This window comes from Chelativorans salis (genome assembly GCF_025336525.1).
Lineage (GTDB): Bacteria > Pseudomonadota > Alphaproteobacteria > Rhizobiales > Rhizobiaceae > Chelativorans > Chelativorans salis.
On record NZ_JAOCZP010000003.1, the window covers coordinates 537,879 to 563,982 of the forward strand.

Annotated in this window: 24 protein-coding genes; 13 read left to right on the forward strand and 11 right to left on the reverse strand. The window is 60.5% G+C overall.

The window, feature by feature from the left end; genetic code table 11:
• The first annotated feature begins 162 nt into the window (after positions 1-162).
• Entirely contained in the window at positions 163-597 is a 435-nt protein-coding gene (locus N5A92_RS12710) for an antitoxin Xre/MbcA/ParS toxin-binding domain-containing protein (RefSeq protein WP_260903170.1), read from the forward strand.
• Between the two features lie 233 nt (positions 598-830).
• On the opposite strand, the gene N5A92_RS12715 is transcribed toward N5A92_RS12710, so the two are convergent.
• Entirely contained in the window at positions 831-6,026 is a 5,196-nt protein-coding gene (locus N5A92_RS12715) for a phosphorylase family protein (RefSeq protein ID WP_260903171.1), read from the reverse strand.
• A 265-nt stretch (positions 6,027-6,291) separates the two neighbouring features.
• A complete protein-coding gene (locus N5A92_RS12720) occupies positions 6,292-6,768 on the reverse strand; it encodes a P-loop NTPase family protein (protein WP_260903605.1) in 477 nt (158 codons plus the stop codon).
• A 977-nt stretch (positions 6,769-7,745) separates the two neighbouring features.
• Here N5A92_RS12720 and N5A92_RS12725 point away from each other — a divergent pair.
• Positions 7,746-7,943 carry a hypothetical protein gene (locus N5A92_RS12725; protein ID WP_252409641.1) on the forward strand — a complete coding sequence of 66 codons (198 nt, stop codon included), beginning with the start codon at positions 7,746-7,748 and terminating at the stop codon, positions 7,941-7,943.
• Between the two features lie 153 nt (positions 7,944-8,096).
• Here N5A92_RS12725 and N5A92_RS12730 read toward each other — a convergent pair whose 3' ends face one another.
• On the reverse strand, positions 8,097-9,686 hold the full coding sequence (locus N5A92_RS12730) for an RNA-directed DNA polymerase (protein WP_260903175.1): 1,590 nt from the start codon (positions 9,684-9,686) through the stop codon (positions 8,097-8,099).
• Positions 9,687-10,035: 349 nt separating this feature from the next.
• On the opposite strand from N5A92_RS12730, the gene N5A92_RS12735 reads away from it, so the two are divergent.
• The 5 genes from N5A92_RS12735 to N5A92_RS12755 all read left to right on the forward strand — a co-directional run bounded on the left by N5A92_RS12735 (position 10,036) and on the right by N5A92_RS12755 (position 13,694).
• Positions 10,036-10,557 carry a hypothetical protein gene (locus tag N5A92_RS12735; RefSeq protein ID WP_260903180.1) on the forward strand — a complete coding sequence of 174 codons (522 nt, stop codon included), beginning with the start codon at positions 10,036-10,038 and terminating at the stop codon, positions 10,555-10,557.
• Positions 10,554-11,150 (forward strand): hypothetical protein, encoded by a 597-nt coding sequence (locus N5A92_RS12740; RefSeq protein ID WP_260903182.1) that lies wholly within the window; start codon positions 10,554-10,556, stop codon positions 11,148-11,150. The genes N5A92_RS12735 and N5A92_RS12740 overlap by 4 nt, the downstream gene beginning before the upstream one ends.
• Before the next feature lie 81 nt (positions 11,151-11,231).
• A complete protein-coding gene (locus N5A92_RS12745; protein WP_260903184.1) occupies positions 11,232-11,507 on the forward strand; it encodes a PIN domain-containing protein in 276 nt (91 codons plus the stop codon).
• A 752-nt stretch (positions 11,508-12,259) separates the two neighbouring features.
• Positions 12,260-12,748: a helix-turn-helix domain-containing protein gene (locus tag N5A92_RS12750; protein WP_260903188.1), complete on the forward strand. Its 489-nt coding sequence runs from the start codon at positions 12,260-12,262 to the stop codon at positions 12,746-12,748.
• Positions 12,749-12,833: 85 nt separating this feature from the next.
• Positions 12,834-13,694: a tyrosine-type recombinase/integrase gene (locus N5A92_RS12755; protein WP_260903191.1), complete on the forward strand. Its 861-nt coding sequence runs from the start codon at positions 12,834-12,836 to the stop codon at positions 13,692-13,694.
• Between the two features lie 71 nt (positions 13,695-13,765).
• Here N5A92_RS12755 and N5A92_RS12760 read toward each other — a convergent pair whose 3' ends face one another.
• From N5A92_RS12760 to N5A92_RS12775, 4 genes are all read right to left on the reverse strand, one after another.
• Complete coding sequence (locus tag N5A92_RS12760; protein WP_260903193.1) at positions 13,766-14,299, reverse strand: hypothetical protein; 534 nt, start codon at positions 14,297-14,299, stop codon at positions 13,766-13,768.
• Positions 14,300-14,485: 186 nt separating this feature from the next.
• Positions 14,486-15,172, reverse strand: a complete 687-nt coding sequence (hdaA, locus tag N5A92_RS12765; protein ID WP_260903195.1) for a DnaA regulatory inactivator HdaA — start codon at positions 15,170-15,172, stop codon at positions 14,486-14,488.
• Positions 15,169-16,314 (reverse strand): AI-2E family transporter, encoded by a 1,146-nt coding sequence (locus tag N5A92_RS12770; RefSeq protein ID WP_260903198.1) that lies wholly within the window; start codon positions 16,312-16,314, stop codon positions 15,169-15,171. The genes hdaA and N5A92_RS12770 overlap by 4 nt, the downstream gene beginning before the upstream one ends.
• Positions 16,280-16,843, reverse strand: a complete 564-nt coding sequence (locus N5A92_RS12775; RefSeq protein ID WP_260903204.1) for a CDP-alcohol phosphatidyltransferase family protein — start codon at positions 16,841-16,843, stop codon at positions 16,280-16,282. The genes N5A92_RS12770 and N5A92_RS12775 overlap by 35 nt, the downstream gene beginning before the upstream one ends.
• Positions 16,844-17,051: 208 nt before the next feature.
• On the opposite strand from N5A92_RS12775, the gene purM reads away from it, so the two are divergent.
• The 3 genes from purM to N5A92_RS12790 are packed head-to-tail and all read left to right on the forward strand — an operon-like array spanning position 17,052 to position 19,352.
• The gene (gene purM / locus N5A92_RS12780) at positions 17,052-18,116 is read left to right on the forward strand and encodes a phosphoribosylformylglycinamidine cyclo-ligase (protein WP_260903206.1); all 1,065 of its coding nucleotides are present in this window, start codon (positions 17,052-17,054) and stop codon (positions 18,114-18,116) included.
• Positions 18,113-18,820 (forward strand): phosphoribosylglycinamide formyltransferase, encoded by a 708-nt coding sequence (purN, locus tag N5A92_RS12785; protein WP_260903210.1) that lies wholly within the window; start codon positions 18,113-18,115, stop codon positions 18,818-18,820. Before purM ends, purN begins: the two co-directional genes overlap by 4 nt.
• Positions 18,821-18,848: 28 nt before the next feature.
• Entirely contained in the window at positions 18,849-19,352 is a 504-nt protein-coding gene (locus N5A92_RS12790; protein WP_260903212.1) for a DUF1801 domain-containing protein, read from the forward strand.
• 63 nt (positions 19,353-19,415) lie between these two features.
• Here the strand turns inward: N5A92_RS12790 and N5A92_RS12795 are convergent, their stop codons facing one another.
• Positions 19,416-19,679, reverse strand: coding sequence for a hypothetical protein (locus N5A92_RS12795; protein WP_260903214.1), 264 nt, complete (start codon positions 19,677-19,679; stop codon positions 19,416-19,418).
• 192 nt (positions 19,680-19,871) lie between these two features.
• Here N5A92_RS12795 and N5A92_RS12800 point away from each other — a divergent pair, with 192 nt between their 5' ends.
• Positions 19,872-20,942 carry a LacI family DNA-binding transcriptional regulator gene (locus N5A92_RS12800; RefSeq protein ID WP_260903215.1) on the forward strand — a complete coding sequence of 357 codons (1,071 nt, stop codon included), beginning with the start codon at positions 19,872-19,874 and terminating at the stop codon, positions 20,940-20,942.
• Positions 20,943-20,974: 32 nt separating this feature from the next.
• Here the strand turns inward: N5A92_RS12800 and N5A92_RS12805 are convergent, their stop codons facing one another.
• Complete coding sequence (locus N5A92_RS12805; protein WP_260903217.1) at positions 20,975-23,083, reverse strand: molybdopterin-containing oxidoreductase family protein; 2,109 nt, start codon at positions 23,081-23,083, stop codon at positions 20,975-20,977.
• A gap of 187 nt (positions 23,084-23,270) precedes the next feature.
• Between N5A92_RS12805 and N5A92_RS12810 the strand changes: the two genes are divergently transcribed.
• Positions 23,271-23,708 carry a hypothetical protein gene (locus tag N5A92_RS12810; RefSeq protein WP_260903218.1) on the forward strand — a complete coding sequence of 146 codons (438 nt, stop codon included), beginning with the start codon at positions 23,271-23,273 and terminating at the stop codon, positions 23,706-23,708.
• 16 nt (positions 23,709-23,724) lie between these two features.
• Positions 23,725-24,387 (forward strand): ribonuclease T2 family protein, encoded by a 663-nt coding sequence (locus tag N5A92_RS12815; RefSeq protein ID WP_260903219.1) that lies wholly within the window; start codon positions 23,725-23,727, stop codon positions 24,385-24,387.
• A 61-nt stretch (positions 24,388-24,448) separates the two neighbouring features.
• Here N5A92_RS12815 and N5A92_RS12820 read toward each other — a convergent pair whose 3' ends face one another.
• Complete coding sequence (locus N5A92_RS12820; RefSeq protein ID WP_260903220.1) at positions 24,449-25,117, reverse strand: outer membrane protein; 669 nt, start codon at positions 25,115-25,117, stop codon at positions 24,449-24,451.
• Between the two features lie 279 nt (positions 25,118-25,396).
• A complete protein-coding gene (locus N5A92_RS12825; RefSeq protein ID WP_260903221.1) occupies positions 25,397-26,059 on the reverse strand; it encodes an outer membrane protein in 663 nt (220 codons plus the stop codon).
• Between the last annotated feature and the right edge of the window lie 45 nt (positions 26,060-26,104).

Consider the following 26,104-nt stretch of genomic DNA (forward strand, 5'->3'; position numbering starts at 1 on the left):
CTTCCGTATCTTTGAGGAGGTCTGGAGGAATGGCACAGTGGGGATTCTTCCTGTGATCACCTGGGGCCGCCTCCAATCTTGCGGGTGCGCATGCCCCTGGTCGAACTTGGGGTACCGCGAATCCTCATTTCTGCAATGGCATCACCAGGAAGCATCCGAACAATGACCTACTCCGGACGCCCAGCGCCTGATACCGATGCGGCCCAGCTTCTGTTGGATAACAACGCCAAAGCAAGGGCTCTGTTTTTTGCCGAGTGGCCATGCCTCACGAGCATGCAGATCTCCGAAGCCGCTGTCCATGGCTCCAAGAACCCGAGCATGGCAACGTCACGGTGGAAAAGCGGCGGAAAGATCTTCTCCGTCGAACACAAGGGCATGGAGTTTTTCCCGGCGTTCCAGTTCCAGGACGGGCAACCGCATGAAACAATCGGTCGCGTGCTCTCCGTTCTGGGCAAGCGGAAGACCGGATGGCAGATGGCGTTCTGGCTCACATCGCCCAACGGCTGGCTGGACGGGAAGAGACCCGCGGAATGCCTGAATGACGTCGACGCCGTGGTTGGCGCTGCCGCAGAGGAAGCGCAAACCATCGTGGGATAATCGCGAGTACCCTGCATCCAATCTCGGCAGCTACCGACGAACCACCATCGGCCTCAGCCATTCTGCGACAAGATCGTTCTTGTTGAGTCTCCATAACGCACTTTCGATCGGCGCGACGAGACTTCTGGATTTCGCAGTGGCGTTTGCGGTGGGGCCGGAGTTAACCCCCGCCTAGCATCCCTGAGCTACGCACCTCCGAAAGCCAACCTCGGACGCAACCAATGACTAGAATTTCAACGGCCTGTTCGCAGCCGAGGAGGACGACGGTTTCGCCGTTGGAGGCGGCGGCGTTGCGATGGCGCTGCGCCACGGAACCGATTGTCGATCTGATCAAGCGTTTCCCGAGCGGTGTATGCGTTCACCTCAAGAAGATCTTCGAACAAGGATGTGCCGAGGTCGCGCGTCGCTGATCCCAACCGATGCAACGTGATCGCGATGTCGACGAGGTCCGTTGCAGAAGAAGCGGTGGCGGTTCTTAAATCTCCCAGTTCGCTCTTCCAGGTTGCCACGAGCGACGTCGCTATGCGCGCCACAAGTGTGCCTGCATCCGGAAGCAGCGTTTGAAGACGGTCAACGATAAAGGCCGAAGGCAGTCCGGTGCGCTTCTCCATTGACGAAGCGATATCTTCTAGAAGCTCAATCCACTCAGGGATCGGCGTAATGTCGTCCGTGATGCGGAAGACATCGATGATCGCCGACCACGCGCGATCATCGGCGACCGGGATAGTCCTTTTCAGAACTGTCAGGGCGGCCGGTCGCCTAGTCTCGTCGGGCCACAAATTGACAGCGGCGTAAGCCACGCCGGTCACGGCATCGGGCGGCCCCTTCTTGAGGATCGTCTCAACCATGGCGTTTGGCCAACCGAGTTCTGGCCGCACGATCGAAATGAGTGACGCGAGTTCGCCCCTTGCCTGCTGAACCAGGGCAGCGGAGTGTGTGCTCCAGCGATCGATGACATCGCGGACAAGTTCAGGAATTTGCCACTGCAAGTGCGCCAGAAGAACCGCAACTTCTCGGGTTGTCTCGAGACCGGGATAGCGGTTGAACAGGTCCTTGAGGAAGGCTTGGAAGTCGCTGGGATCGTCGGGGCGGATGTACTGCATGAAACGCAGCAGCGCCGTCCACACTTTGACGTCGTCGCCTGACTGCAAATGAGCCCGGAGGAGATCGATGAGAGCGTCCGGGTCCTTCCGCTGGAGGTAGACTCGCGAAAGGACCTCGAGCACGGAATAGTTGCCGTGCGGAAGAACGCTGAAGCCGCCCATGCCCCACAAGATGGACTCTTCCCTTGAGACATTCTTGTTGGCATCGCTGCCAGTGTCTAGCAGGCTTTCCTCGTCGTCATCGTCGATCTGGATATCTTCAGGCACGTTGCCTGCAGGGCTCAGCCAGCTCTTGAGGAGTTCCACGATCGAATCGCTCAGACGCAGGTCGCGGATCAGAAGCCTTTCAAGGCCGCGCGCCACACTGTTCCTGTATTCCTCGCCTTCGAACTCGCGGGCCTCGAGATCAACAACTGCTTGTTCGAAAGGAACTGAATCAACAACCTCTCCCAAGGCTTCTAGAGCATATCCGGCCGCCCTCGTGCCGAAAGCGGGCTCAAACTTGGCGATGATCTTGAACGCTCGGTCCGGATGGAGTTTGGCGAAGCTCGCAAATTCTCGAGATAGCTGTATATTCCCGCCCTGCATCCAGTCCTTGGGATTGTCCCAGCCTGTCGCATCAGGCAGCTTCCTGAACGCATTGATGATTTCCTCATCCTTTGCCTTGTTCATCGAGTCGGCGGACATCGGGGAGCCAATCCAGCGAGGTCCTTCGATACCCGACGGTCCGCGTTTCTCTCCAAATCGACGAACACCCTCGGCGACGCGTTGCGACGTCTCGCCGGGAAGTCGTTGTTGCGGCAAAGCCTGCAAGATTTCCAGCTTAAGACGCTCAACCGCCCGAAGGAACCTTTGCCGCTGCTTCGGCTCGCGCTCGCCGCTCGCCGGTAACTCGTAGTTGTGAATGTATTGGGAGAACTGTTTGATCTGTTCATCCGACCAGTGCTCCGCGGCCGCCCGAACCAGCCTCTTGGTGGTGCCCGAACCGTCCGCAACGTCGCCCAGGTGTAGACGCCGCGTGTCAGACATCAAATACGCCAGTGAAAGGTCGGCATACGGCGCGGCGTGCGTTGCGAGCGTGTGAGCGAGCAGTCGCTGCACCGGGACGAAATCGTCCTTCTCATGCTGCGCAAGCCAGATCTCGAACGCGCGAGGATCGTCCGTTGCGAGCGCATCGAGCGCCGTGATGTAAGCGGCTAGGAGCGCATGATCCCCAAGACGGCCGCCTTCCTCTTCCTCGAAGCGCGGATCGACGCCATAGGGGATAGCGTATCCGATATTGTCGTGCTCACCCTTGAGGTCGCGCAATGCGGTTAGCGCACGATCGAGCCATGGCCACAGGATCTCGAGGAACAGCTTCGGTGCCTGACGCGCGATCTCGTCGAGCATCTCGTAGCCATCGCTTTTCTCAATCAATCTGTGGAAAGGTTCTGAGGGCGAGGCATGGAGATAATACGACAATGACTCATCGTCCTCAGCGCGCTTCGTGGCAACCCGCTTCGACGACTCCGCGATAGTGTCAGCGAGCTGATTATCCAAGCGCTCTAGGCTTAGCTTGAGTGCGATATCGGGCTGATCAACACCGATAGTCGACACGCCATACTCAAAGGCAAAATCCGCTATTTCGGTTCGCCTGATGATCGTCCGTGCGAGATCGAGATGACCTTCCGTCCAACGGGGCGACTCCTGGAGTACAGCCCACATGCTTCCGTCGTGTTCGGGCTTCGGAAGCCACACCTCACTGAGGAGACGAAAGACGCCATCGCTATCAAATTGCTGAGCGCGAATGAGGGACATCGTTGCGATGCCTTCCTCTTCTGCGGTGGTCATGGCCGTCCGGATCGCTGTATTCTTGAAACGCGCGAACCACCCCGCGCTGCCTTGAATTGCCTGAAGCGCTACACGCCGCGTCGCAGAAGAGAGCGCAGACTCCATGAGGTGCACCTCTTCCTCAAGAGGGACAGCCTGACTTCCCAAGAACTCGACGAGAAGAAAGCGCAGATGCCTGCGCAGGTCCTTGCGTGACCAGATTGCCTCCAGTTCCGATGCATACGTTTGGGGATCGACCTCGCGCAGGTACGATAAACCTGCCCACATCTTGGGGCGAATGAACAATGAGGCCTGACGTCCGAGCACGTAAGCCGACAATCGTCCGTCCTTCTCGGCAAAGGAACGAGCGAGGGCATGCTCAAAGAGTGTTTGATGCGTGAACCCGATCTTGCCGTCTGTGCCGAAATCGGTGAGCACTCCAGCGGCCATCAACCTTGAAACTCGGGCGGCCTTCGCCGCGTACCTCGCGCTCGGAACCCAAAGGTTCTCATGGCTGGCCATGTCCTCGGCGATCTCCGACACCAGGGCCGCGAGCGCGCCACCCTCCGGCGCTGCCAGAATTCTTTCTTTCCAGAGGCGATCGAGGAGCTTTTGATAATTTGTGAAGACGTCCCTGCCGCCTTCTTTGAGCAGGCTCAGGAACGTCTTAAGCGTTTGCAGCGAGCGCATCAGCCGCTGCGCATCTTGCGGCCATCCGTCGGCCTTGACGCCGTTACGCTCGAGGATTTCAAGAACGGTGCTCCAAGGAGGCAGATCGAGCAGCAGGCTCTCTGCACGAACCGTCTTCAGCCTCGTGTCATGCTCATACTCGAAGGTGCGCGAGGATAGCACAATGTGAATGTTGTCCCGTGCGCCCAAACGCCGAACGATATTGAGAAGGACATTTAGACGTCCTGTCTTCAGGTCGATGTATGTCGCAAGGGCATCCAGCTGATCGACGATGAGCACGACTGGCTGCAGAAGCGAAAGTTTCGAGAGAAGATCTGACACTGATGCGTCGAGACCCAGCGCGTTTGTGAGGGCTTCCTCGTCGGAAACGGACGGGTCGATCAGGTCCGCCTTCACAGCAAGGAATGGCGTTCCTCTGTCACGAAGTGCCAGCGCGAACCTAGAAAGCAAGGCGGACTTACCCGAGCCGGGATCACCGAGCACCGCGATTGTGGTCCCTTCCTTCTTGTCGACATTCTCAAGAAGTGTTGCGAGCTCTGGGCGCGGTATCTCCGTTCCGTCCGGAAGTGAGTTGGTCCAGTCCAGCAGTTCGCGCGAAGCTCTTTCGAGAGAGTCATGCGACCGGCGCGCTTCATCGAAAATGCGCTCGTCGAGAATGCTCTCTAGCGGGAAACCGGACCTCGAACGCAAAAGGTCGGCCAATCCCGGTTCGTGTACTCGCGCGACATCGCTCTTACGCAGAGAGAACACCATGTGGAACGAACCGCTTTCGGTGCGTTCGAGCGTGATCGACGGGTCACCCAGATATTCTCGAAGTGACTTTGCAATCTCCTCGCAGCGTTCGGGCGAAAAATCGTCGAGGGTACCGGCGAACGAGAACGCCACGTTCGTTCGCTCTCCTTGGTCGCTTTCCGGTGACGGGAGCCGCTCAGGCGGCGGAGCGATGACCGGGAATGGCACCTGTCCAGTGCCCAGAGTGGAACCGGGATATCGCTCCATGCGCAGCGCAATCAGCTCGAACGCGAAGGCCGCTGCATGCGCTGCGGCGATCGGCTGATAGAGTGCATCCCTGATTGGGTCCTTGTCCTCGCCGGCCATATCCGAAATGCCGCGAATAATTATCGCGGGAATGTTCTCGGCTTCCGCTGCGGTGAGGACGCCATTGCCTTCCATCTCGACAGCATAGGCGTCGCCGTAATGCTTCTTAATGATCAGCTCGAGCTGCCCCTCCTTGTCCGCTGAAACCGCCTCTACCGATGCGATCGCAGCAACGAACGCATTTGGTGGATACGGCTTTGGATAGTCCTTCTCCTCAGGAAACGTCGCGCGACGGGCCGGGCGTATTCTGTCTTGCCACCGACCATCTCGCTCGGTCTTCGTTGCCAAGCTGATCAGCGCACGATCCGCCGGAAGCAGCGTCGGTCGGGGAAAGAACTCACCCTTCTCCCACTTCCCTGAGTAAGGATTGTAAATTTTCTTGGACGCGACAACGGAACCAATGGGAACATCTACCTTGCGCGATCCCGCTATACCAACGAACAGGATCATATCAAACGGGCCGCACCCACTGACGGCACTGGTCACCATGGCTTGAGCGTCGGCGTTGCCCGCACCGCTTTCCGCGACGACGACCAAGCAATCGTCGCCATTGTACGAGAACAGCCCTATTTCGACAATCTTGTCATTTTTGAGCGTCTTGTCGCCGAGGTCTTCGAGATGGGTTCGGACTGCGCGCATCTCGAGCGGGATGGCGGTGACAATAAGGACGCGCCGTAGTCCCCGCCGGTTCGCCTCAGCGAATATTTCGTCCGCAGCCTGGATGTTCAACGCGCGCCTCAAAACTTCTCAAAATAGCAATGTCTTCGATATAGCGGATCCGATGGCTCACGAGCAACAAGCCCTCCTCTGCGATCCCCATAGCCAACCACACAGTGGCCGAAGCGCAGCGGAGGTCGTTCACGCTCGCTTCTTCGTACGATCGGGCGACGTGGCCGAGCATGGAACCCGGGCAATGCGTACCGACGCTCTGCTCGAGACGCCGGAGTTCATTTTGACCGCTGTGCTCTAAGCGGTTCGCTTTAGGCGCAACGTTTCACTTCGGCCAAGGACATTCACCAGCACTGCCACCTGATGCATCTTTGGCCGCAACCGAAGCCTCAACAACGTGCTCGACAAATGCGGCGATTTCATTCCGACTGGACAATTGCCATCTGCGCCCAGGAAACGCCGCAAACAGTTTGGAATGGCTTTCGAAGGAGTTCCAGTTCTTTGCCCTGGTCCTGTATCCTGCCACCCAGTCGAGAAGGTCTTGAAACTGTTCCTGGCTTTCGCCGTATTGGGTGCCTCTCTGCATGATGTTCGCGATGCACTCTGCTTCCGGCAGATCAATCCAGACAAGAGCGGTGATCCGACTGAAGACCAAGTTCACCAGCTGTCCGTACACGCCCTCCATGATCCAGGTGTCAGCGTGTGCCGCCGCTTGCACATCGGCGTCCCGGAGCGCCCTGTCGCGGGAGACGCCGCAACGGCCCGGCTCCCAATGCAGGTCGTCCAAGTGGATGACTGGAATGCCGACTGCATGCCCAAGCCGACGGGCGAGCTAGGTCTTTCCGCACCCGCCGTTGCCCATAATCAATGTTCGATCAAAGACCGCAGCCTCATTCCCCAATATAATTCTCCCGGTACGCTATGCCTCGCAACCTTTTCTCGTGAGGTAATTCATGGGAAGTCTGCAACGGGCGTAGACTCCAGTAGTAGTGCGAACGACGGTACTGGAGACGCGCCACGCATGTCCGCAACTTGCGCGTCCGCTGGTTCAAAAGTCTGAGCCGCAGAACACCAGAAATGAGCGTCGAAGGGCTGGCTGGGGTAGAATTTTTCCCTTCGTGTCACCTACCGGATTGGCTTGGTCTCGCCATCCACCTGCCGCCGCGCAATTTATTAGCACGACGCCAGCGCCCCGTCGAAAGCCGCGCTGCCACCCACGCGGCGGCGAATGAGAAACTAACCGCCTTCGCATAAGACGACGGATGCCCAGCGCGTTGCTCGCTAGCTAGATTACGGTCGTGGCCGCAGTGATCTCGATGATTCGGCTCAGGTGATTTAGTCAGGGTTGACTTTCGAGCCAGCCAATGGCCCATTCAATATTGTTCAACTGCACAGAATTATTGGGGGATCTGCCGTGCGTACCGTAAGCACACAACTGGCTAAGGTTTTGGAAGAATCCGGCATCGCGAATTGCTTAGATTCCGTGGTTTTCCCTCATGGATTCAAGATCACATCTATTGACGGTAGAAGCTATCTCCAACCCTTGTCCGTCGAAGAATACAGACGTGTTGTCGAGAGGAGGCTGGGGCGACCTGTAACCGATGACGAGGCTCTACAGCCAAGCTGCTTCACTGGAGCGGCCGGTACATGTGTGTCGAACGGATGCAAGGCCGCAGGGGGAAAATGCGAGCTAGTACCTGACGGAAGCTATTACGTCTGTATGTGCAATTACTAATACGCGAGAGATCAGTTTGAGAGCAGGCATCCTTGGAGACAAAAATGCCATACACACCCGACTTTCAGGGACTTTTGGCTGCGCTTGTGCACTTCCGAAGGGACTTGGCCGAGCGAATAGACGACCTGCATCAAACGACGGGCAGCGTTGATACTGACGACATGAAGCCTTTCATCGAAGAGATAGCCATGTACCAGATCGCTATTGAGGCGGTGAAGCAGACCATTTCGGAGGCCGATTAGGGTAGCCCATCCGAAATGTATTGCAGCCGCTTGAGCCGCTGGGAGGGGCGGTGGCGTTCCGGGGCTGTGAGGGGCGTGCCTCTGAAGTAGGCAGAGCCTGAACAGCACAGTGCTAAAAGCCTTCATACAACGTACAACGCACACATACACTGTTCAAATGGCCTTGGCGATCAGCGTGTTGATTGCGCCGTGTCCTCCCCAAGCCCGCTTGCACGTCTTGCGCTCGACAGTGCTCAGGTACTTGGACGCATACAGTATCGCGCTGCGCACGTAGTCCGATTGCTCACCCTCGTAGGACGTCCGGACGGCCCTCTTTTGCACGGCTACTCCATGCTTGGCCGCGAAGACCGCCGCCATAGCCCGCGTCTCCTTTGCGACCTGAGGGTTCTGAAGCCACTGTATCGCGGTGTTTACCGTCGCCCTTTCGACAGTTCGGGCCCTGAGCAAAGCCGCCAATAGGAACATCCTCTGGTAGTCCGACACCGTGTTGTCCGATGTCAGTTTTTCCAGCGCGTCTGCCACATCTTGGTTTGAACGAACGAACGTGGAGACGTAGGAGAAATACAGTCGCGTCTGATGTGGTTTCTCTTTCAGGTTTTCGAGCACGTGCTCTACGGCGATGTCCGACGCAGCGGAACGCAAGATCGGAAGGCAGAACTTCTCGATCTGGACCTCATGGTTCGGGTAGTCGCCGATGTTCTCCATCAAGTGCTCGACGGCAGCATTCTCGAGGTCATGCACGTCGTCTTCGTCCTCGTCATCTTCATCCTCTTCGTCCTCCTCCCACTCCACCTCGAAGCCATAGGGGCTGGCACGCTCATAGGACTCGTCATCCTCCACTTCTTCACGTATCTCGTCGAAAAGACGGTCGATGGCGGTCTCCTCTCTGATCACCTCGTCCGCCGGCATGATCTTCGACTTGTACTCGTTCAGGTGCAGGCCATCCTTTCGCAGGGTCTCAATCAAGCCGGCGAGCCCCTGGCGTGCTTCAGCTTCGGAAGGGAAACCCATGTAGATGTCGTCGACATAGCGGGCTGAGAGGATGTCGGCGAGCTCGCAGTACGCGTCAAAATCGGACAGGAAGAAGTTGCCTAGCGCGTCCGATGGATACACGCCCTGGATTATCCCGAAGGAGTTTCGTTCCCTGAACGCGAGCATCATCTCTTCAAGCAGGCTGACCACCTCCTGCGCACATCCCGCAGCCGTCATCAGGTTTACGAGGTGGTGCTGAGGCAGGCGTTCAAAATAGTGCGAGATGTCCGCCTTGAGGATGAACTCGCTCCGTTCGCAAATCTCTGCGACGCGGGCTTGGAAACGCTCCCACGACTCGTGGTTCGGTTCGAATATCTGCCCAGTCTCCTCCGACGGTAAGTGGCTGAAGGATCGCCCGCGGTCCAGGCTACCTTCTAGCTCGCCCATGATGTTATCGACCAATGCCTGGTACAGGAACCTATCGGCGGGCCTCAGGATGCTGCCGGGGCGCGTGAAGAAGCGCTCTTTCGGGACGCTCATAGTGATCGGTAGGTCGGGCTGGTAAGTTCCCGCACTCAGCTGCTGCTTGAGCTGTTCCCAAAGATCATCGCCTGATCGGTTAAAGATCGCGTTGTAGTGGGGCGCGAGGATGAAGTCGCTACGAATGTCGGCCTTCACGTGAGCGATGATGCTCTCGTTGTCGATCCGCCTGATTATTCTCCTGTCTAATCCCGGCATTCCCATGCCTATGGCCGTGGCAATTTCCCTCAATTGATTCTGCATCAATGATAGGCAGGCAATGGTTGCCAGGAAATTCTTTGATTGCTTCCCGGATTAGGTGAGCTTCTGCTGATCCATCCTCAAGCTCCTGAGAACTCGACTAGGAAGTCCCAGCCCGTCTCATCCTCCGACACGTTATGGCAATTCAAACCGGCGCGGGGGCAAAGCCCCTCGCGCCATGAACACCCCTCGTCCGCCCAAAGCTTATCACAAGTGTATACCTCGTCAGCATCGCCATAGGGCAATCCACTCGCCCGTAGGATACCCTACCATGCGGATAGATTTCATCGCGTAACGGTATGTGATATATTCGGTTGGGGTCGCAGGTGGCGAGGGTGACATGCAATGGCTGACGGAATTCGCGTGCATGGCTGCCGCTTGGCTCGGCCAGAACTTCTCAACGGTCATCGATACGATTGCCGCCCTCATTGCCGCAGGGGCGTTGGTCTTTGCCGCCTACCAGATCAAACTGGCGGCGCAGATGTATCGAGCATCGACCGTTAGTCATGTCACTGCCCGCAGCGAGGAGCTGCAATGGCGAATTCTCGAGAACGAAGATCTGCGGCCTCTGCTGATGGGAACTACGGGCCTGACGCCACAAGTGCAGCAGGAGATGGTGGCGGGCATGGTCATCAATCACTTTGCGACAATGTATGACCTGTATTCGCTCGGAGGCATCTCGACCAATGCTTGGGAGGCGTTCAAGGCGGACATGAAGGTTACGCTTTCTCTGCCCGTCTTCCGTCGCCGATGGTCCAAGCTCAAGCAATTTCACGCGGCTGAATTTAGAACGTTTATTGCCGAGGAGCTTGGGGTGAAGGACGAGAAAGAGAAACCAAGAAAGGAGGGGCGAAAATCATGAGCACGGTTGTGACGACGGGAGCAGTGGTGACGCTGCTTTGCGCGGCCATTTCATTTCCCGCCTCCGCGCTTGCGCGCGGATTCTGCAATATTGATCACGTTGGAGACGAGGAACAACAGCAATTGGTGGTGGAGGCAGCCTCGGCCTTCTATGAAGGCGGCGAACACCTCATGGCAATGTTGAGAGCCTTCGAATCATCAGATTTAGACGGCGTGCAGACGGAAGCCGAAGCGGCGGCAGTATTCTTCGACACTTCCGCTGACACATATCTAAAGGCCGCGAACGCCTTCGAAAGCGAGGACGTGCTTACAGACATCGACCCGAGCCAGATTCTTGTAATGGCGGGGAGGCAGAACGCCGATGCGCTCACGACGGTTACGGGGCTTGCCGAAATGAGTACCTATGCAGTTCTTGAGCGTTGCGCGTTGGGTGCGGGTGCGCTGAGAGAGGTGAGCATGGCATTTCCGGAAGTTGTTGAGGAAGACCCGAAAACCTCTCATTTCAGCGAGTTGCTCAACAAGTTCACAGACGCTCTGAGCTTCGGCACGGTGGTCTCCGCTACGTTCGCAAACGCCGGCGGCGAGACGGAGTAGCACACCCGAGTCCGGCAAATACCCGTCGTGGAGGAAAGCAAGCGTAGCCTCGCGTCCTATTTTAAGCGCGTGAGGGAAGCGGTGACGCAGTATGGCGATGACGCGAAGAAAGCCGAGACGCTCGGCCAGCTCGATGAGACAGACCATAAGATCGCGATGACGGGAGAGGTGTCGAAACGGTCGCTGGAGGCCATCGAGAAGGTCATGGCGACGAGCCCGGCGATCACCACGAGCGACGCTGCTAAGATCAATGCCACCGAGCGAGCGCTGGCTAATGTCGCCCCCTTTCACCTGGCCAAGATTGTGAAGGTCGAAGCGCCCAAGGAGACGAAGGCGGCAAGAGACGTGCCGGATTAGGGGGAGACGATGAGGGCATTGCATCAAGTGCGTGGCGACGAGTTGGAGAGCACGGCAAGGCTCTTGTACGAATTCGAGGCTGGCAAGCGTTGGTCCGAAGCGGAAGCGGATGTCAAGAAAACCTGGCTGGAGGCAGCCCGGCAGCTGCATGACATAATTGGAGCACCGCAGCTGCCCAATTCCAGGTACGGCGCTGTTCACTGACGTCTGCAGCTGTGCAGGCATCAATCCCAACATCTTGCGATTGATCTCCATTCGCGATGACCCTGCGAATGGAGGGGTGATCACTATGCCGCTACCGACCCGCACACTTGCCGAGGAGGCCGTGCTTGCGATCGTGCGTAGCCGGATGATGTGGCTCGACGACGCGCTTGCCCCGCCGCCCTAGGCGACCGCAATAAGCGAAATTTTCAACCAGCGCGTGCTGAGGTTTCGAAGGTCTCATCTGAATATGAGGCTGCCACCGGATTCGGGGACTGGACTTGAGTCGCAGGATTCGGTCGCCCCAGAGGAAGGATTGCGAGGAACAAAAACGAAGTGAATCCTTTGTCCATTTTTTAGTAACAAGGATTCGTTGCTCGAGATGATCTTAGTTAATCGCCAAAGATTTCCCTTTTAGATGAGTAATTCGGCTTATGACGCTGTTCAATTATTAGTTGAACTTGAGTAATAGACTCGACTCATAGACTAAATCGGCGCTATTGTCTTGCTGTCATGAGGGAGGGTTTCCGAGGCGGCGTCGGAGGAAAGTCATGCGCGTGAAGCGCTGCTTGCTGGCCCGGCCAAGGAGCAACGATGATGAGGGTCCGGAACAGAGCGGGTTGAACATCATGAAACCGAACGTAGCAGTATACGAGCGCACCGCCACGAAATCTCAGACCAAACTTCAGCCAGTTCTCGCTAACGTCGTGCGGCTAGAGCGTCTTCTCACGCCATCGCAGGCAGCGCGCGAACTGTGCGTTTCGGATAAGCAATTGCGCGCCCTCACTCGCGCTGGGCATATCCGCTACATCAACGTCGGCTTGGGAGAGAAGCGCGAGACGCGGCGCTATGATCTCGCAGACCTGCAAGCGTTTCTGGAGGAGAGAGCGCACAGATGTCAGTTTATCGGAGATCGGGCCAGGCGGTCTATAGCTACGACTTTCAATATCGTGGGATCGATTTTCGGGCTCGACGGATTGCACGACAAAGCGCGAAGCAGAAGCCTTCGAAAAGGCGCTCCGGCAAGAGCTGAAAACTAAGGTTGCACCGCGCAACGCGCCGATGACATTCATGGTCGCTTCGACGCTTTACTGGGAAGAGAAGGCGCAGCACTTCGCCAACCGCGTGGATGCCGAGCGCTACTTAGAATGGCTTCAGGAGAATATCGGCAAGCACACGCTCTTGTCGAAAATTGATGACGCCGAGGTCGCCAGACTGGTAGCCAAGAGGCGCGGTGAACGAAAGTACTCCAGCGCCACAATCAACAGGAGCGTGTGTGAGCCCCTACGCGCCATACTCAACCGCGCACGCAAGACGTGGAAGCAGGATGTTCAGGACATCGAGTGGAAGCAGCATCTCCTAAAGGAACCGCAGGAGCGGATTCGGGAGGCGACCGAAGAGGAAGAGGCGAAGCTGACAAGCGCGCTCCGTGGCGACTATGCGCCGGCCTTCTGGTTCGCCATTCTGTCGGGATGCCGGCGCGCTGAGATAGTCGGCTTGACGTGGAACAACATCAATTTCTTCAACCGCAATATTACCGTCCTTGGGAAGGGCAACAGGCTTCGCACGATCCCGATGACGAAGGCGCTCTACGCACTCCTGAAAGCCGAGCACGGCAAGCACGTGGAACACGTCTTCACCTACGTGGCCAAGATGCCGAGGAAAGACGCCGGGACCGTCCGTCCCATTACGATGGAGGGGTTCAAGACGGAGTGGCGCAGGGCGCGCAGGAGGTCGGGCGTTGTGAATTTCCGCTTCCATGATAGCCGCCCTACCGCAGCGACCAGGCTTGTCAGAAGAACCGGCAATCTGAAGCTGGCTCAGAAGCTTTTAGGCCACTCCGACCTGAAGACAACATCGCGCTATGCGCACGTGACCGACGATGACCTGCGTGCAGGAATGGAAGCAGCCACTCCCACGGAAAATCCCGTGAAACAGGGTGATGAGGCAGATAAAAATAAGAAAAACAAGGGGAATTCGGTCTGAACACACATGGTCCCAAAGCAGATGCGCTACCAGGCTGCACTACGCTCCGTGGCGCAGAATTCCCTATAGTCTCACGATGTGCGGAGCAAGTCCCCGGTGCGGCTTTCTTTGAACTGGAACACCCGCACACGCGCCTGTCCGGTAAAAAGCCACAGGGCAGCCGCCAGTTCCGCAAGCTCCTCGACGAGCATCGAATGGCCGCCGATCCAGCGGCTCAGTGCGCCCCCGTGCCCTTCGGCAACCGTCGCGACCGCGACGCATATAACCGCCAGCAGCGTCTCAAGCCACGGTGCAGCGCCCGCGCGGATCACTTCGTCAACCTTCTTCACGAGGCGATGACGCAGGACGATATAGACGACCGCCACGCCGAGCAGGGCAACAATCGGATAGACCGCCGGCTTGTACCAGAGATGGTCAGAAGAGAAGATCGGCCCGTCACCGGTCATTTGGGTGGGCGGATAGAATACCGCGCCCCAGCTCAGTTCGCGCGCCAACAGGATGAACCAGAGCGGCGCCGCGGCGCGCCAGAACCATTTCCACGCCCGCTCATCCGACCGGTGCTGATAAACGAGCGCTGCCACCATGCCGACCAGAAGGACGAGCAAGCCAGCGTGTTCTATAGCCTGGTCCTCCCAGGCCATCCAGCCCGGCAAGATTTGCGCAAGGGGGTATACCGCCACCGTTGCCAAAACGGCGACGGCGAAGGACAGCCTGAGACAAAACATGGCTTCATCTAATCGACGCCCGCGGCCCGTTCAAGCGCGCGGCAGGGAAATCACCCGTGAATCGCATCACCCTGTCTCCATGGCGCCGACGACATCTGCGGCCAGCGCCCGTGTGATGCGCGTCTTGCGCTCGAGCGCGGCGCGGTCGAGGCGTTCCACGACCTGTTGTGCTGTCGACAGCGAGCGCTCGATGCGGCGCACCAGGAACTGTACCACATGCGGCTCCACCGCCACCTGACGGTCGGCGAAGAGTTTTACGATGACGCCGGCCAGAAGCACATCGTCCGGCTCGTCGATCTCCACCAGCGCCGCCGCCTTGAGGCGCGACAGAAGGTCGGGCAGGCGCACGCCCCAGCCGGTGGGGAAACGCCGCGCGGTGAGAAGCAGATGAGTGTCAGCACCCCTCACGGTGTTGATGAGATGGAAGAGGGCGGTCTCGTCGCGCGCAGCGCTGTCGGCGTCATCGACAAGCACCGGCCCGTGCTCAGCCGCGGCAAGGGTCGCGCCGTCGATCCTGTCGGCGGCCACCTGCCGGGCGCCCGAATGAGCACGCCAGATCGCGGCCAGATGCGACTTGCCCGCCCCCGCCGGCCCCGCCAGCACGGTGACGGAGGACGGCCAGTCGGGCCAGCTTTCCACCAGCGCCACGGCGCGCGCGTTGGCCGGCGTGACCACCAGGTCGTCGCGCGTGCGCGCTTCTTCATGCGCAAGGTCGAGCGGCAATTGCCGCGGCGGAGGCCCACTTGGTGTCATTTTCCGCCGTTCTTCGCATCCGCTTCGGTCGGCTTATCGCCGCTATAGAGGGGAGAGGCCATGTAGCGCGCCAGCGCGAAGCGCACCAGAACGGCGATCGCCGCAGCGGTCGGCACGGCGATCAGAAGGCCGGCGAAGCCGAACAGATAGCTGAACGCAAAGAGCGAGAACATCAGCCACACCGGATGGAGTCCCACGCTGCGCCCCATCAGCCAGGGATGGAGGAGGTTGCCCTCGATGAACTGTCCCGCGAAAAAGATCGCCGCCACTGCCGCCACCCAATACCACTCCGGCCAGAACTGGACGATTGCCACCCCCACCGACAGGGCCAGCCCCACCAGCGAGCCGACGAAGGGAATGAAGCTGATAAGGCCGGCGAAAAGCCCTATCAGCAGGCCGAAATTGAGGCCCACCGCCGTCAGTCCCACCGCATAGAAGACGCCGAGGATGAGGCACAGCGTGCCCTGTCCGCGCACGAAGCCGGCTGTGGCAGTGTTGATGTCGCGGGCGATCTGGCGCACCGTCTCCAGATGCTCGCGCGGCACCCAATTGTCCACCTTCTCGATCATGCGGTCCCAGTCGAGGAGCATGTAGAAGGCGACCACCGGCGTGACGACGAAGAGGCTCGCCAGGTTGACCAGCGCCAGACCGGAGCTCCAGATCGACCCGAACAATGCGGCGAGGAAACCGGTGCCTTGCGCCAGCAGCGAAGTCAGCCCCTCCTGCAGGGTTTGCGGATTTACCCCTACCGTCTCCTCGAACCACCCGGGATCGAGGGTCGTGATCAGGGCCTGAAGGCGGGAAAGGTAGTCCGGCAAGTGCTCGGCGAACTCGATCAGCTGGTTGCTCAGCACGGGAATGACCACCATCAGCGCCAGCGCCAGCGCGACGACGAAGGCGATCAGAATAACGATGGTCGCGGCCAGCCGCGACAGGCCGATCCGCTGCAGCTTGTCGGCCACCGGGTCGAGGAAATAGGCCAGCACCATGCCGGCCAGGAATGGCAGCAGGATGGAGCTGAAGACATAGAGGAAGAGGACAAGAACGCTTGCCGCGATGAGCCAGAAGACGGCCTGCCGCGCAAGCCCGCCCCGCCCCGGCGTCCTGTCAGCCTCGTCCTTGTGGGGTGCCGGTGTCGACATAGCCGCCCATGTGCTTGATCCAGGACACGAGATAGGCCGCGCCGGAAGCTACGGTCAAGAGCCCGCAAAGATAGACAAGGCCATCATAGAAGATACCCAGCGTGAAGGAGAGCGACAGGCTGGCCAAAACCAGTGCAGCAAGCAGGAACTGCGCCAGCGTGTTGGCCTTCGACACGAAGAGCGGCTTCATGGCCACCGGATTGCCCATGACGGTCGCCAGCACCACCCCGCCGATAATCAGCGCATCGCGCGAAACGGCGGCCACCACCAGCCACAGCGGCAGGTGGCCCATATAGCCGAGCACCACGAAGACGCTGACGAGCAGCAGCTTGTCGGCGATGGGGTCGAGATAGGCGCCGAGCTCGCTACGCTGATCGAACTGGCGGGCGATGAAGCCGTCGACGCCGTCGGAGACGGCCGCGGCGAGGAAACCGGCGAAGGCCCAATCCACCTCCTCCGTCAAAAGCGCGAAGACGACCGCCGGCACGAGCAGGAACCGGACAAGCGTGATGATGTTGGGGATGGTCAAGCCTTTGTCTCCACCGTCGTCCCGGTCCCGCCATTCCTCAAGTCTTTAGCGGCATAGATGGCCGGCCGTTCCCGCCGCTTCAAGAGAAAAGTATTGATCCATAGGCTGGTAAGCGGGGTATATCTTGCCTGTGCGCCGAACGCCACGCTCCTTGCGGTCACATGCTGCTTCGTGCCAATAGCCGGGAGAAGTGCCAATGGGGCAATCGATGAGCGACAAGAAGAACGGGCTCAGCTACGCCGATGCCGGCGTGGACATCGACGCGGGCAACGCCCTCGTGGAGAAAATCAAGCCGCTGGTGCGCACCACGCGCCGGCCGGGAGCGGACGGCGAAATCGGCGGCTTCGGCGGCCTGTTCGATCTCAAGGCCGCCGGCTTCTCAGACCCGGTTCTGGTGGCCGCCAACGACGGCGTGGGCACCAAGCTGAAGGTCGCCATCGAAGCGAACAAACATGACACGGTTGGCATCGACCTCGTCGCCATGTGCGTCAACGACCTCGTCGTGCAGGGTGCGGAGCCGCTCTTCTTCCTCGACTATTTTGCCACCGGCAAGCTCGATCCGGACCAGGGGGAAGCGATTGTCTCCGGCATTGCCGAGGGGTGCCGCAAGGCCGGCTGCGCGCTGATCGGCGGTGAGACGGCAGAAATGCCGGGCATGTATCGAGACGGCGACTACGACCTTGCCGGCTTCGCCGTGGGCGCTGCCGAGCGCGGCAGGCTTCTGCCTACCGACGATGTCGTGGAAGGCGACGTCATCCTCGGCATCGCCTCCTCGGGGCTGCACTCCAACGGCTTCTCGCTGGTGCGCAAGATCGTCGCGCAAAGCGGCCTCGCATGGGATGCGCCCGCCCCCTTCGACGCGGACCGGACGCTCGCCGAAGCCCTTCTGGAGCCGACGCGCATCTACGTGAAGCCCTTGCTCAATGCGATCTCCGGCACACACGGCATCAAGGCGCTGGCGCACATCACCGGTGGCGGCTTTCCCGAAAACCTGCCGCGCGTCCTGCCGCAGGTCTACGCGGCGGAAATCGACCTTTCAGCCATCGAGGTGCCACCAGTCTTCTCGTGGCTCGCCGGCGAAGGCGGCGTGCAGCCGGAGGAGATGCTGCGCACGTTCAACTGCGGCATCGGCATGATAGCCGTGGTGGCGGCGGGCCAGGCGGCACAGGTGGCCGCCGTGCTGCAGCAGGCGGGCGAGCATGTGGAAACGCTCGGCAGCGTCGTGGCGCGGCGTGAGAAAGGCGTGATCTACCGGAGAGAGCTCGACCTATGACGAAGAAAAAGACGGCGGTCCTCATTTCCGGCCGCGGCACCAATATGAGCGCCCTCATCCGTGCCGCCGCCGAGACCGATTATCCGGCCGAGATCACCGGTGTCGTCAGCGACCAGGCGGACGCGCCGGGGCTGGCCGCGGCCGAGGCTGCCGGAATCGGTGCGGTGGCGGTGCCGCGCACCGAACACGCCGATAGAGCCGCACACGAGGCGGCATTGGAAGAGGCACTTGCCGCCCAGGGAGCGGAGATCATCTGCCTGGCCGGTTTCATGCGGCTTTTGAGCCCCGACTTCGTCGCCCGCTGGCAGGGCAGGATGATCAACATCCATCCCTCGCTCCTGCCACTCTTCAAGGGCCTGTCGAGCCACGCTCGGGCGCTGCAAGCAGGCATGCGCATCCACGGCTGCACGGTACACTTCGTCACGGCGGAGACGGATGGCGGCCCGATCATCGCCCAGGCAGCGGTGCCGGTGCTTCCCGGTGATACGGAAGAGCACCTCGCCGAGCGTGTTCTGAAGGCGGAGCATCGGCTCTACCCCCTCGCCCTCGCACTGGTCGCAACCGGCAAGGCGCGCATGGAAGGCGGCAAGACGGTATTCTCCACAGAGAGCGATATCGGCTGGGGCGAACACGCCAGCCTGCTGGTGCCGTCTTCAATGGAAGAAGCGATGAACCTGGAGGACCTGGCGCGGCGCACGCCCTAGGCGGTGATAGGTACGACCCTGCAGGCGATTGACGGCCGATGGCGGTAATGATCTGCTTCATCCCATTCCAGATCCAGAACAGAACATAGGATCGGCAATGGCGCGCAAGCATGAATTCGCGGACAAGCGTGTGGAGCAGGCTTTCCGTGCATTTGGCGAGCCTGCGAGAGAGCATCTCATGCGCATTCGCGATCTTATCTTCGCCACCGCTGCTTCGACATCCGGCGTCGGCCCGTTGGAAGAGACGTTGAAATGGGGGCAGCCCGCCTATCTGACCTCGAAAACGAAGTCGGGCAGCACCATCCGCCTCGGCATTCCCAAGTCACCCGCTCATGACTGCGCCGTGTTCGTTCACTGCCAATCGAGCCTGGTGGAACAGTTCGAAGCCCAGTATCCTGCACTATTCTCCTTCGAAGGCACGCGAGCGCTCTTGTTCAAAGCTAGCGACCCGCTTCCGGTCGATGCCCTAACCCATTGCATTGCAATGGCTTTGACCTACCACCAGAAGAAGCGGCCGGCGCGTATTTCGTAGCTGCCAATGTGCGGCCAGTTCCACAGTTAGCCGAGAATCGGATGCGCCATCGCCGGCCGCATCTCAAATGCGCGCCTTCATCGGCAAGTAAAGCCGGAAGTTGGCGGGATCGACCTCGTCCCAGCTGCCGTCCAGTGCCTCGTAAATCCGCTCCGGATCGAAGCCCATGTCGCTGATGAGGCGCGGGTCCAGACGAGAGATTGCGACTATCGCCCGGCGCTCGCGACGATGAAGCCGCATGGCGCGCCAACCTGCCAGCAGCGTGCCGAGAAAGTCGTACCTGACGCGTCCTTTGCGGAATTCTCCGAAAATAGCTGTCGTGGACATTTTGTCACTCCTTCCCAGGCAATTGCACACCTTCCTGTACAATCGCATATATTGGACCGGTTCAAACCGTGGGTAAATCGGCTTTTGGACCGGTTCAAATGATACATGCTCCAAAGCATTCGTCAAGCAATTTTGAACCGGTTCAAGATTCGTGCTAAATCAAGAGCTTAGAAATCGGCTGAAAGAGGAAGCATGGCGAAGATCGATTTTGGAAAGTCACCCACGCTGCACGATGTGGCCAAGGCGGCGGGCGTTTCCAAGGGTACGGCCTCCAACGTCTTCAACAGGCCCAACATCGTGCGGGAGGAAGTTCGCGAGCGGGTCCTCGAGGTGGCAAAATCGATCGGCTATCGCGGCCCGGACCCGAAGGGGCGGATGCTCAGCGCCGGAAAGGTGAACGCCATCGGCGTCGCGACGGTGGAGCCGCTCGCCTACTTCTTCGAAGATCCGTACGCGCGGCTCCTGATGGCCGGCATCACCGAAGCGTGCGATGCCAGCGGTATCGGCATTTCGCTGGTTTCGGCGGCAAACGAGGAAGAGCTCGCCTGGAACGTACGCAGCGCGGTTGTGGACGGCTTCATCCTCTTCTGCCTCAAGGGTGCGGAACGGCTGATTGCCCTGTCGCGTGAGCGGCAGCTGCCGTTCGTGGCGCTGGATTTCCACGATGGCAACGATACCATGTCGGTGGTCAGCATCGACAATATTGAAGGAGCACGGCGGGCCGCCCGACATGTGGCAGAACTCGGCCACCGCCGGTTTGCCATCCTCTCCATGGAATTCATCGAGGACAGCTCCGGCAGGGCAACCATGGAGCGGGTGAACGCGGCAAGCTACACGACCTCGCGCGACCGCGTGAAGGGTTACTTCGAGGCGCTGGAGGCGTTCGGCATCGACACGAGAGACGTGCCGATCTTCGAGACGCTGAGTGACAGGGAAACTGTTCACTCGGCTCTGGAGGAGATTTTTGCTTCGCCCTCCCCGCCGACGGCGATCCTCGCCCAATCGGATCGAATCGCCTTCTTCGCGCTCGACTGGCTCAAGGCGAAAGGGCTCTCCGTGCCCGCAGACGTTTCCATCGTCGGCTTCGACGACGTGCCTGAAAGCGCCACCTCGACCCCTCCCCTCACCACGGTCCATCAGCCGATCGCCGAGATCGGCCGCCGGGCCGTGCAGGTGATCGTGGATCACACCGGCGAGATTTGGCGGGAGAAGATCGATACGGAGCTCGTCGTCCGCGCGTCCACGGCGCCGCCGCGGGCATAAGAGGGAGCGCCACGGCGGGCGTTCCCATTCTCCTATACCAGAGCCGCCCTCACCCACACCTTCGTGTCATGGAACGCGGCGCCTCCGTGCGGCGCGATGGCGTCGGCGCCTGTCAGCACGTTGATGCCCTCGCCGCGCTCGTGGGCGCCGTTGGGCCAGATGCCTTCGGCGATGACGACGCCGCGGCGCATGCCGTCGGTGAGCTTTGCGTGCAGCACCACCTCGCCCCGCTCGTTTCCGACCTCCACGCGGTCGCCCGCGGCGATGCCCAGGCCCGCCGCGTCATCGGGATGCAGCATCAGCTCCGGCCGTCCCTCACGCTTCTTCGAACCCGGCGTCTCGGTGAAGCTCGAATTCAGGAAAGTGCGCGCCGGCGAGGTGGCGAGCCGGAAGGGATGTTCCTGGTCGGCGGCCTCGATGAAATCCACATGGTCGGGGAATTCCGGCAGGCGCCCGTACGGGCCCTGGAGGCCCATCGATTCCGGCGGACGAGTCGAGCCCGCCGTTCCCTCCCAGTCGGGGCGGAAGCGGAACTTGCCGCCCGGATGGGCGAAGCCGTCGATGAAGTGTGCCGTATCGAAATCCGGCTGCACGTCGGCCCAGCGGTCGTGGCGGAAGCTGTCAAAGGTGCCGAGGCCACGCCGGCCGAGCATCCAGTCGAGATGCTCGCGCGCGGACAGGCCGAAGCCAGGCTTGTCCGCAACGCCCAGGCGTTTGGCGAGCTCCTCGATGACGAAGAGGTTCGGCCGCGCCTCGCCCGGTGCGTCGATCAGCTTCGGCCCGAGCAGGATGTGCTGGTGGCCGCCGCCGCGATAGATGTCGTCATGCTCAAGGAACATGGTGGCCGGCAGCACGACATCGGCGAGCTTGGCCGTGTCGGTCAAGAACTGCTCATGCACGCACACGAAAAGGTCGTCGCGCAGGAAGCCCCGCTTCACGAGCCGCTGCTCCGGCGCCACATTGGCCGGGTTGGTGTTCTGGATAAGCATGGCGGTGACGGGCGGGCCGCCATGGAGCGCCGCCTCGTCGCCGGTCAGAACACGGCCGATCTGCGACTGGTCGAGTGCGCGCACGGAAGGGTCGCGCAAGGCGTGCCCCTCGATCAGCGACTTGTCGAGGCCGAAGATCGAGGAGTTGGAGTGAAAGGCGCCGCCGCCCTCGTGTTTCCAACAGCCAGTGACGGCTGCAATGGACAGGGCGGCGTGCATGTTAACGGCGCCGTTGCGGTTGCGCGTGAAGCCGTAGCCGAGGCGGAAATAGGTTCGCTTTGTCTCGCCCACGAGCCGGGCAAAAGCCTCGATCTCGGCCGCCGGCACACCGGTGATGGCTTCGGCCCATTGCGGCGTGCGGGTGGACAGATGCGCTTCAAGTCCCTTGGGATCGTCGGTGTACTTTTCCAGATACTCCCAGTCGGCAAGATTGTCCCGGAACAGAACGTGCATCACCGCGCAGGCAAGCGCCCCGTCGGTGCCCGGGTTCACAACCAGGCCGAGATCGGCCTGCTTCATGGTGGCGTTGTCGTAGACGTCGATGACGACGATCTTGGCCCCGCGTTCTTTGCGCGCCCGTACCGCGTGAGTCATCACGTTGACCTGGGTGGCCACCGCGTTGGTGCCCCAGATGACGACGCAGTCGGCCTTGGCCATCTCGCGCGGGTCCGGCCCTCGCAGGTCGCCGGTGCCCATGACGTAGCCGGCCCAGGCGGGATTGATGCAGATGGTGCTGAAGAAGTCGGAATAGCGCTTGGCGTGGCGCAGGCGGTGGATCGAATCGCGCTGTACGAGGCCCATCGTGCCGGCATACTGATAGGGCCAGACCGTCTCGCTACCGAACCTTTCCTCCGCCTTCAGGAATTCCTCTGCCACGCGGTCGAGCGCGGCTTCCCAGCTTGCCTCGCGCCATTCCCCCTCCCCTTTGGCGCCGGCGCGCACCAGCGGCTTGAGAAGACGATCGGGATGGTGCACGCGCTCCGCGTAGCGCGCCACCTTGGCGCAGATGACGCCGGCGGTGTAGCTGTTGTCCTTGGACCCGTGCACACGGCCGATGCGTCCATCGACGATCTCGACGTCGAGGGCGCAGGTCGAAGGGCAGTCGTGCGGACAGGCAGAATGGCCGATATGGATGTTTGCATGTGTGTTCATGGGCGCGAGAGTAGCCGTTTTAGACGCTGGCGCGTAGGCCCAGTTTGCTCAAAAGTGTTTGCGCCACTCATTCATATCGCTGATGAGGGATCCCTGACAGGTATCGAGGTGGCATCTTGACCGCTGTGGACGGGTAGCAGAGACTGCCGCCGGCGTTTACAGACTCACCATCGGGAGAGATTCGCTCATGGCACGCGTACCGGCCTTCCTCGCAGGTCTTGCCGCTTCGATCGCGGCCACCATCCCGCCGCTTTCCGTACAGGCCGCCGACATTGTCGGCATCTATGCCGTGGAAGACACGGTCTGCGCTCACCAGAGCGTGCGCTCGGTCATCACGCACCGTTTCCGCCATCAGGTGACCCACGTGCCGCATCTGCCCAATGTCGGCATCGCAGAGTTCTACGGCGCACGGCTGACGCGCTATCAGCCGGCAACGCCGAACAGCCCCATCGAGCGGCGCTACTGCGCAGCAACGGTGCGGCTGACGGATGGCCGGGACCGGCCCATCTGGTACCTGATCGAATACGGCCAGGGCTTTGCCTCCATGGGCGACAATGTCGAGTTCTGCATCGCCGGCTTCGACCGCTGGAACGTTTACAACGCCACATGCAGCGTGCTGCGCTAAGGCTTTGCATCCACGCATGCGCTTCCTCCGCAGGATAGCCGCGGCAGCCCTTCTCGCCGCCGCGCCCTGCATCGCCCTTTCTGGCGAGCGTGATGCCGAGCCGGGTGCCTTCGACTTCTACGTCCTGTCGCTTTCCTGGTCGCCCAGCTATTGCATGGCGGAAGGTGCCGAGGCGAACGAGCAGCAATGCGGCGGCGCGCGGCCCTATGCCTTCGTCGTGCACGGGCTGTGGCCGCAATATGAGCGCGGCTATCCCGAATTCTGCCGCAGCCGCCAGGCCGATCGCGTGCCGGACCGGTTGGTGCAAGACTATCTCGACATCGCGCCGTCTGCAGGCCTGATCGGTCATCAGTGGCGCAAGCATGGCTCCTGCTCCGGCCTCGGACAGTCGGACTATTTCGCGCTCATGCGCGAGGCGCGCCAACGGATCGTCGTGCCGTCGGAGTTTTCGCAGCTGACAGCGCCGCATATGATGGCGCCCGATGAGGTGGAGAAGCTGTTCGTCTCCGCCAATCCGGGGCTCGAATCAGAGGGCATCGCGGTTGTCTGCGACCGGCGCTATATGCGCGAGGTGCGGATCTGCTTGACGCGGGACCTGGAGTTCCGCACCTGCCAGGAGGTCGACCGCAAGGCCTGCCGGCTGAAGAAGGCGCTTATGCCGCCGACGCGGGGCGGATAAGCTCCAAAAGAAAAAGCCGGACCCAGGGGCCCGGCTTTCCTGTTCATGGGCTTGCTTACGCCTAGAACTGCATACCGATACCGACAAGGACCTTGTGGCTGTTCGCGTCGACATCGTAGCTGGTGGCACCGAGGTCGAAGGTCTCGCTGCCGAGATCCGTGTAGCGGTACTCGAGCCGCCCGAAAGCCTGCTCGGTCAGCTTCACGTCGGCACCGGCACCAGCCGTCCAGCCCCACATGGTCTGTTTGTCGGAGGAGGCGCCGTCGGACAGCTCGTGACGGCCACCGGCACCGCCGGCAGTGGCGTAGAGCAGAATGTTGTCCGTGGCCGCGACACCGAGGCGGGCGCGCAACGTGCCGTCGACACCGCCTTCCGTCTCGAGACCGGCATCGCTGCCGTCCATACCGTTGTAGCCGACGTCACCCTCGATACCGTAGACGAAGGTGCCGGACTGCCAGTTCCAGCCGGCAAATGCGTTGCCTACGAAGCCGTCGGTGTCGATGTCGGTGGTCACGCCACCGGTCTCGGCCTCCGTGCTGCCGCCGAAGCCGTAGCCTGCCGCGACACCCGCATAGGGGCCAGCCCAAGTGGCTACCGGCGCTACTTCCATGGGAGCAGCGGGCGGTGCCGGAGGCTGCTCCAGAACCGCGTCAGCGGCAAAGGCCGGAACGGCCACCGCTGCAAACAGGCCGGCCGCAGCCGTGCCTAGCATAAAACTCTTGACTCTCATCGTGTGAACTCCTTGCCACATCTGCAGTTCGGGGAGGCGCAGTCTGCCGGGAGGCCAGCAAAACGCCCCGATATGCCCCAACCGCCGGCCTACAAACATTTATTCGGCCACGCGGTTCCGCCTTGGTGACGGAGAAAGACGCCAAAGATGGCCGCATGATGGCTATTCGGCCAGAACTGCCCCTTGCGGTCTTTACCTGTTGCTGAAAGGACACACGAATAGGCCGAGCCCGATCTTTCTGAAAGGACTCGGCCGTTCAATATGCGTTGGCAGGATATCCTAGAAGGAGATGCCGATGCCGATCAGCACCTTTTGCTGCTTGGTCTCGTCGGTGTAGGATGTCCCGTCGATATTGAACTTCTCTTTCCCGAAGTCCGTATACCGGTATTCCAGCTTCGCGAAGGTGCGCTCCGTGAGCTTCACATCGGCGCCAGCGCCAGCCGTCCAACCCAGCATCGTCTTCGAATCAGACTTGCCGGTGCCGTCATAGTAGCTCATCGGCTTCACCGCCCCGCCCGCAGTACCGTAAAGCAGGATCTTGTCGGTGATGGCATAGCCGAGGCGCGGGCGCAAAGTGGCGGTGTCGATGCCCCACTTTTCCTTTCCACCGTCGATGTTCTCGTTCCGCTTGCCGACGCTGAGGTCGCCCTCTACGCCATAGACGAAGCTGCCGGATTGCCAATTGTAGCCGGCGAAAACACCGCCGAGGAAACCTTTTCCGTCACGCTCCCAGGAATCCGTGCCATCCGTTAATTTCGAGTCGCTGGAGAAGGCATAGCCCACAGTGGCACCGGCATACCCGCCGTTCCAATCCGACGGCGCGGACACGGCGAGCGGCGCCGGGGCTTCGGGCGGGGGCATGGTAATCGCGTCCGCCGCGTTGGCAGCGGTTGCAAAAGCGAGGAGTGCTGCGCAAGGAAGCAGCGTACGTACGGTCTTCATCAAATTCACCTATCGATAAGAGCATTCAATAACGATCGAACTCCA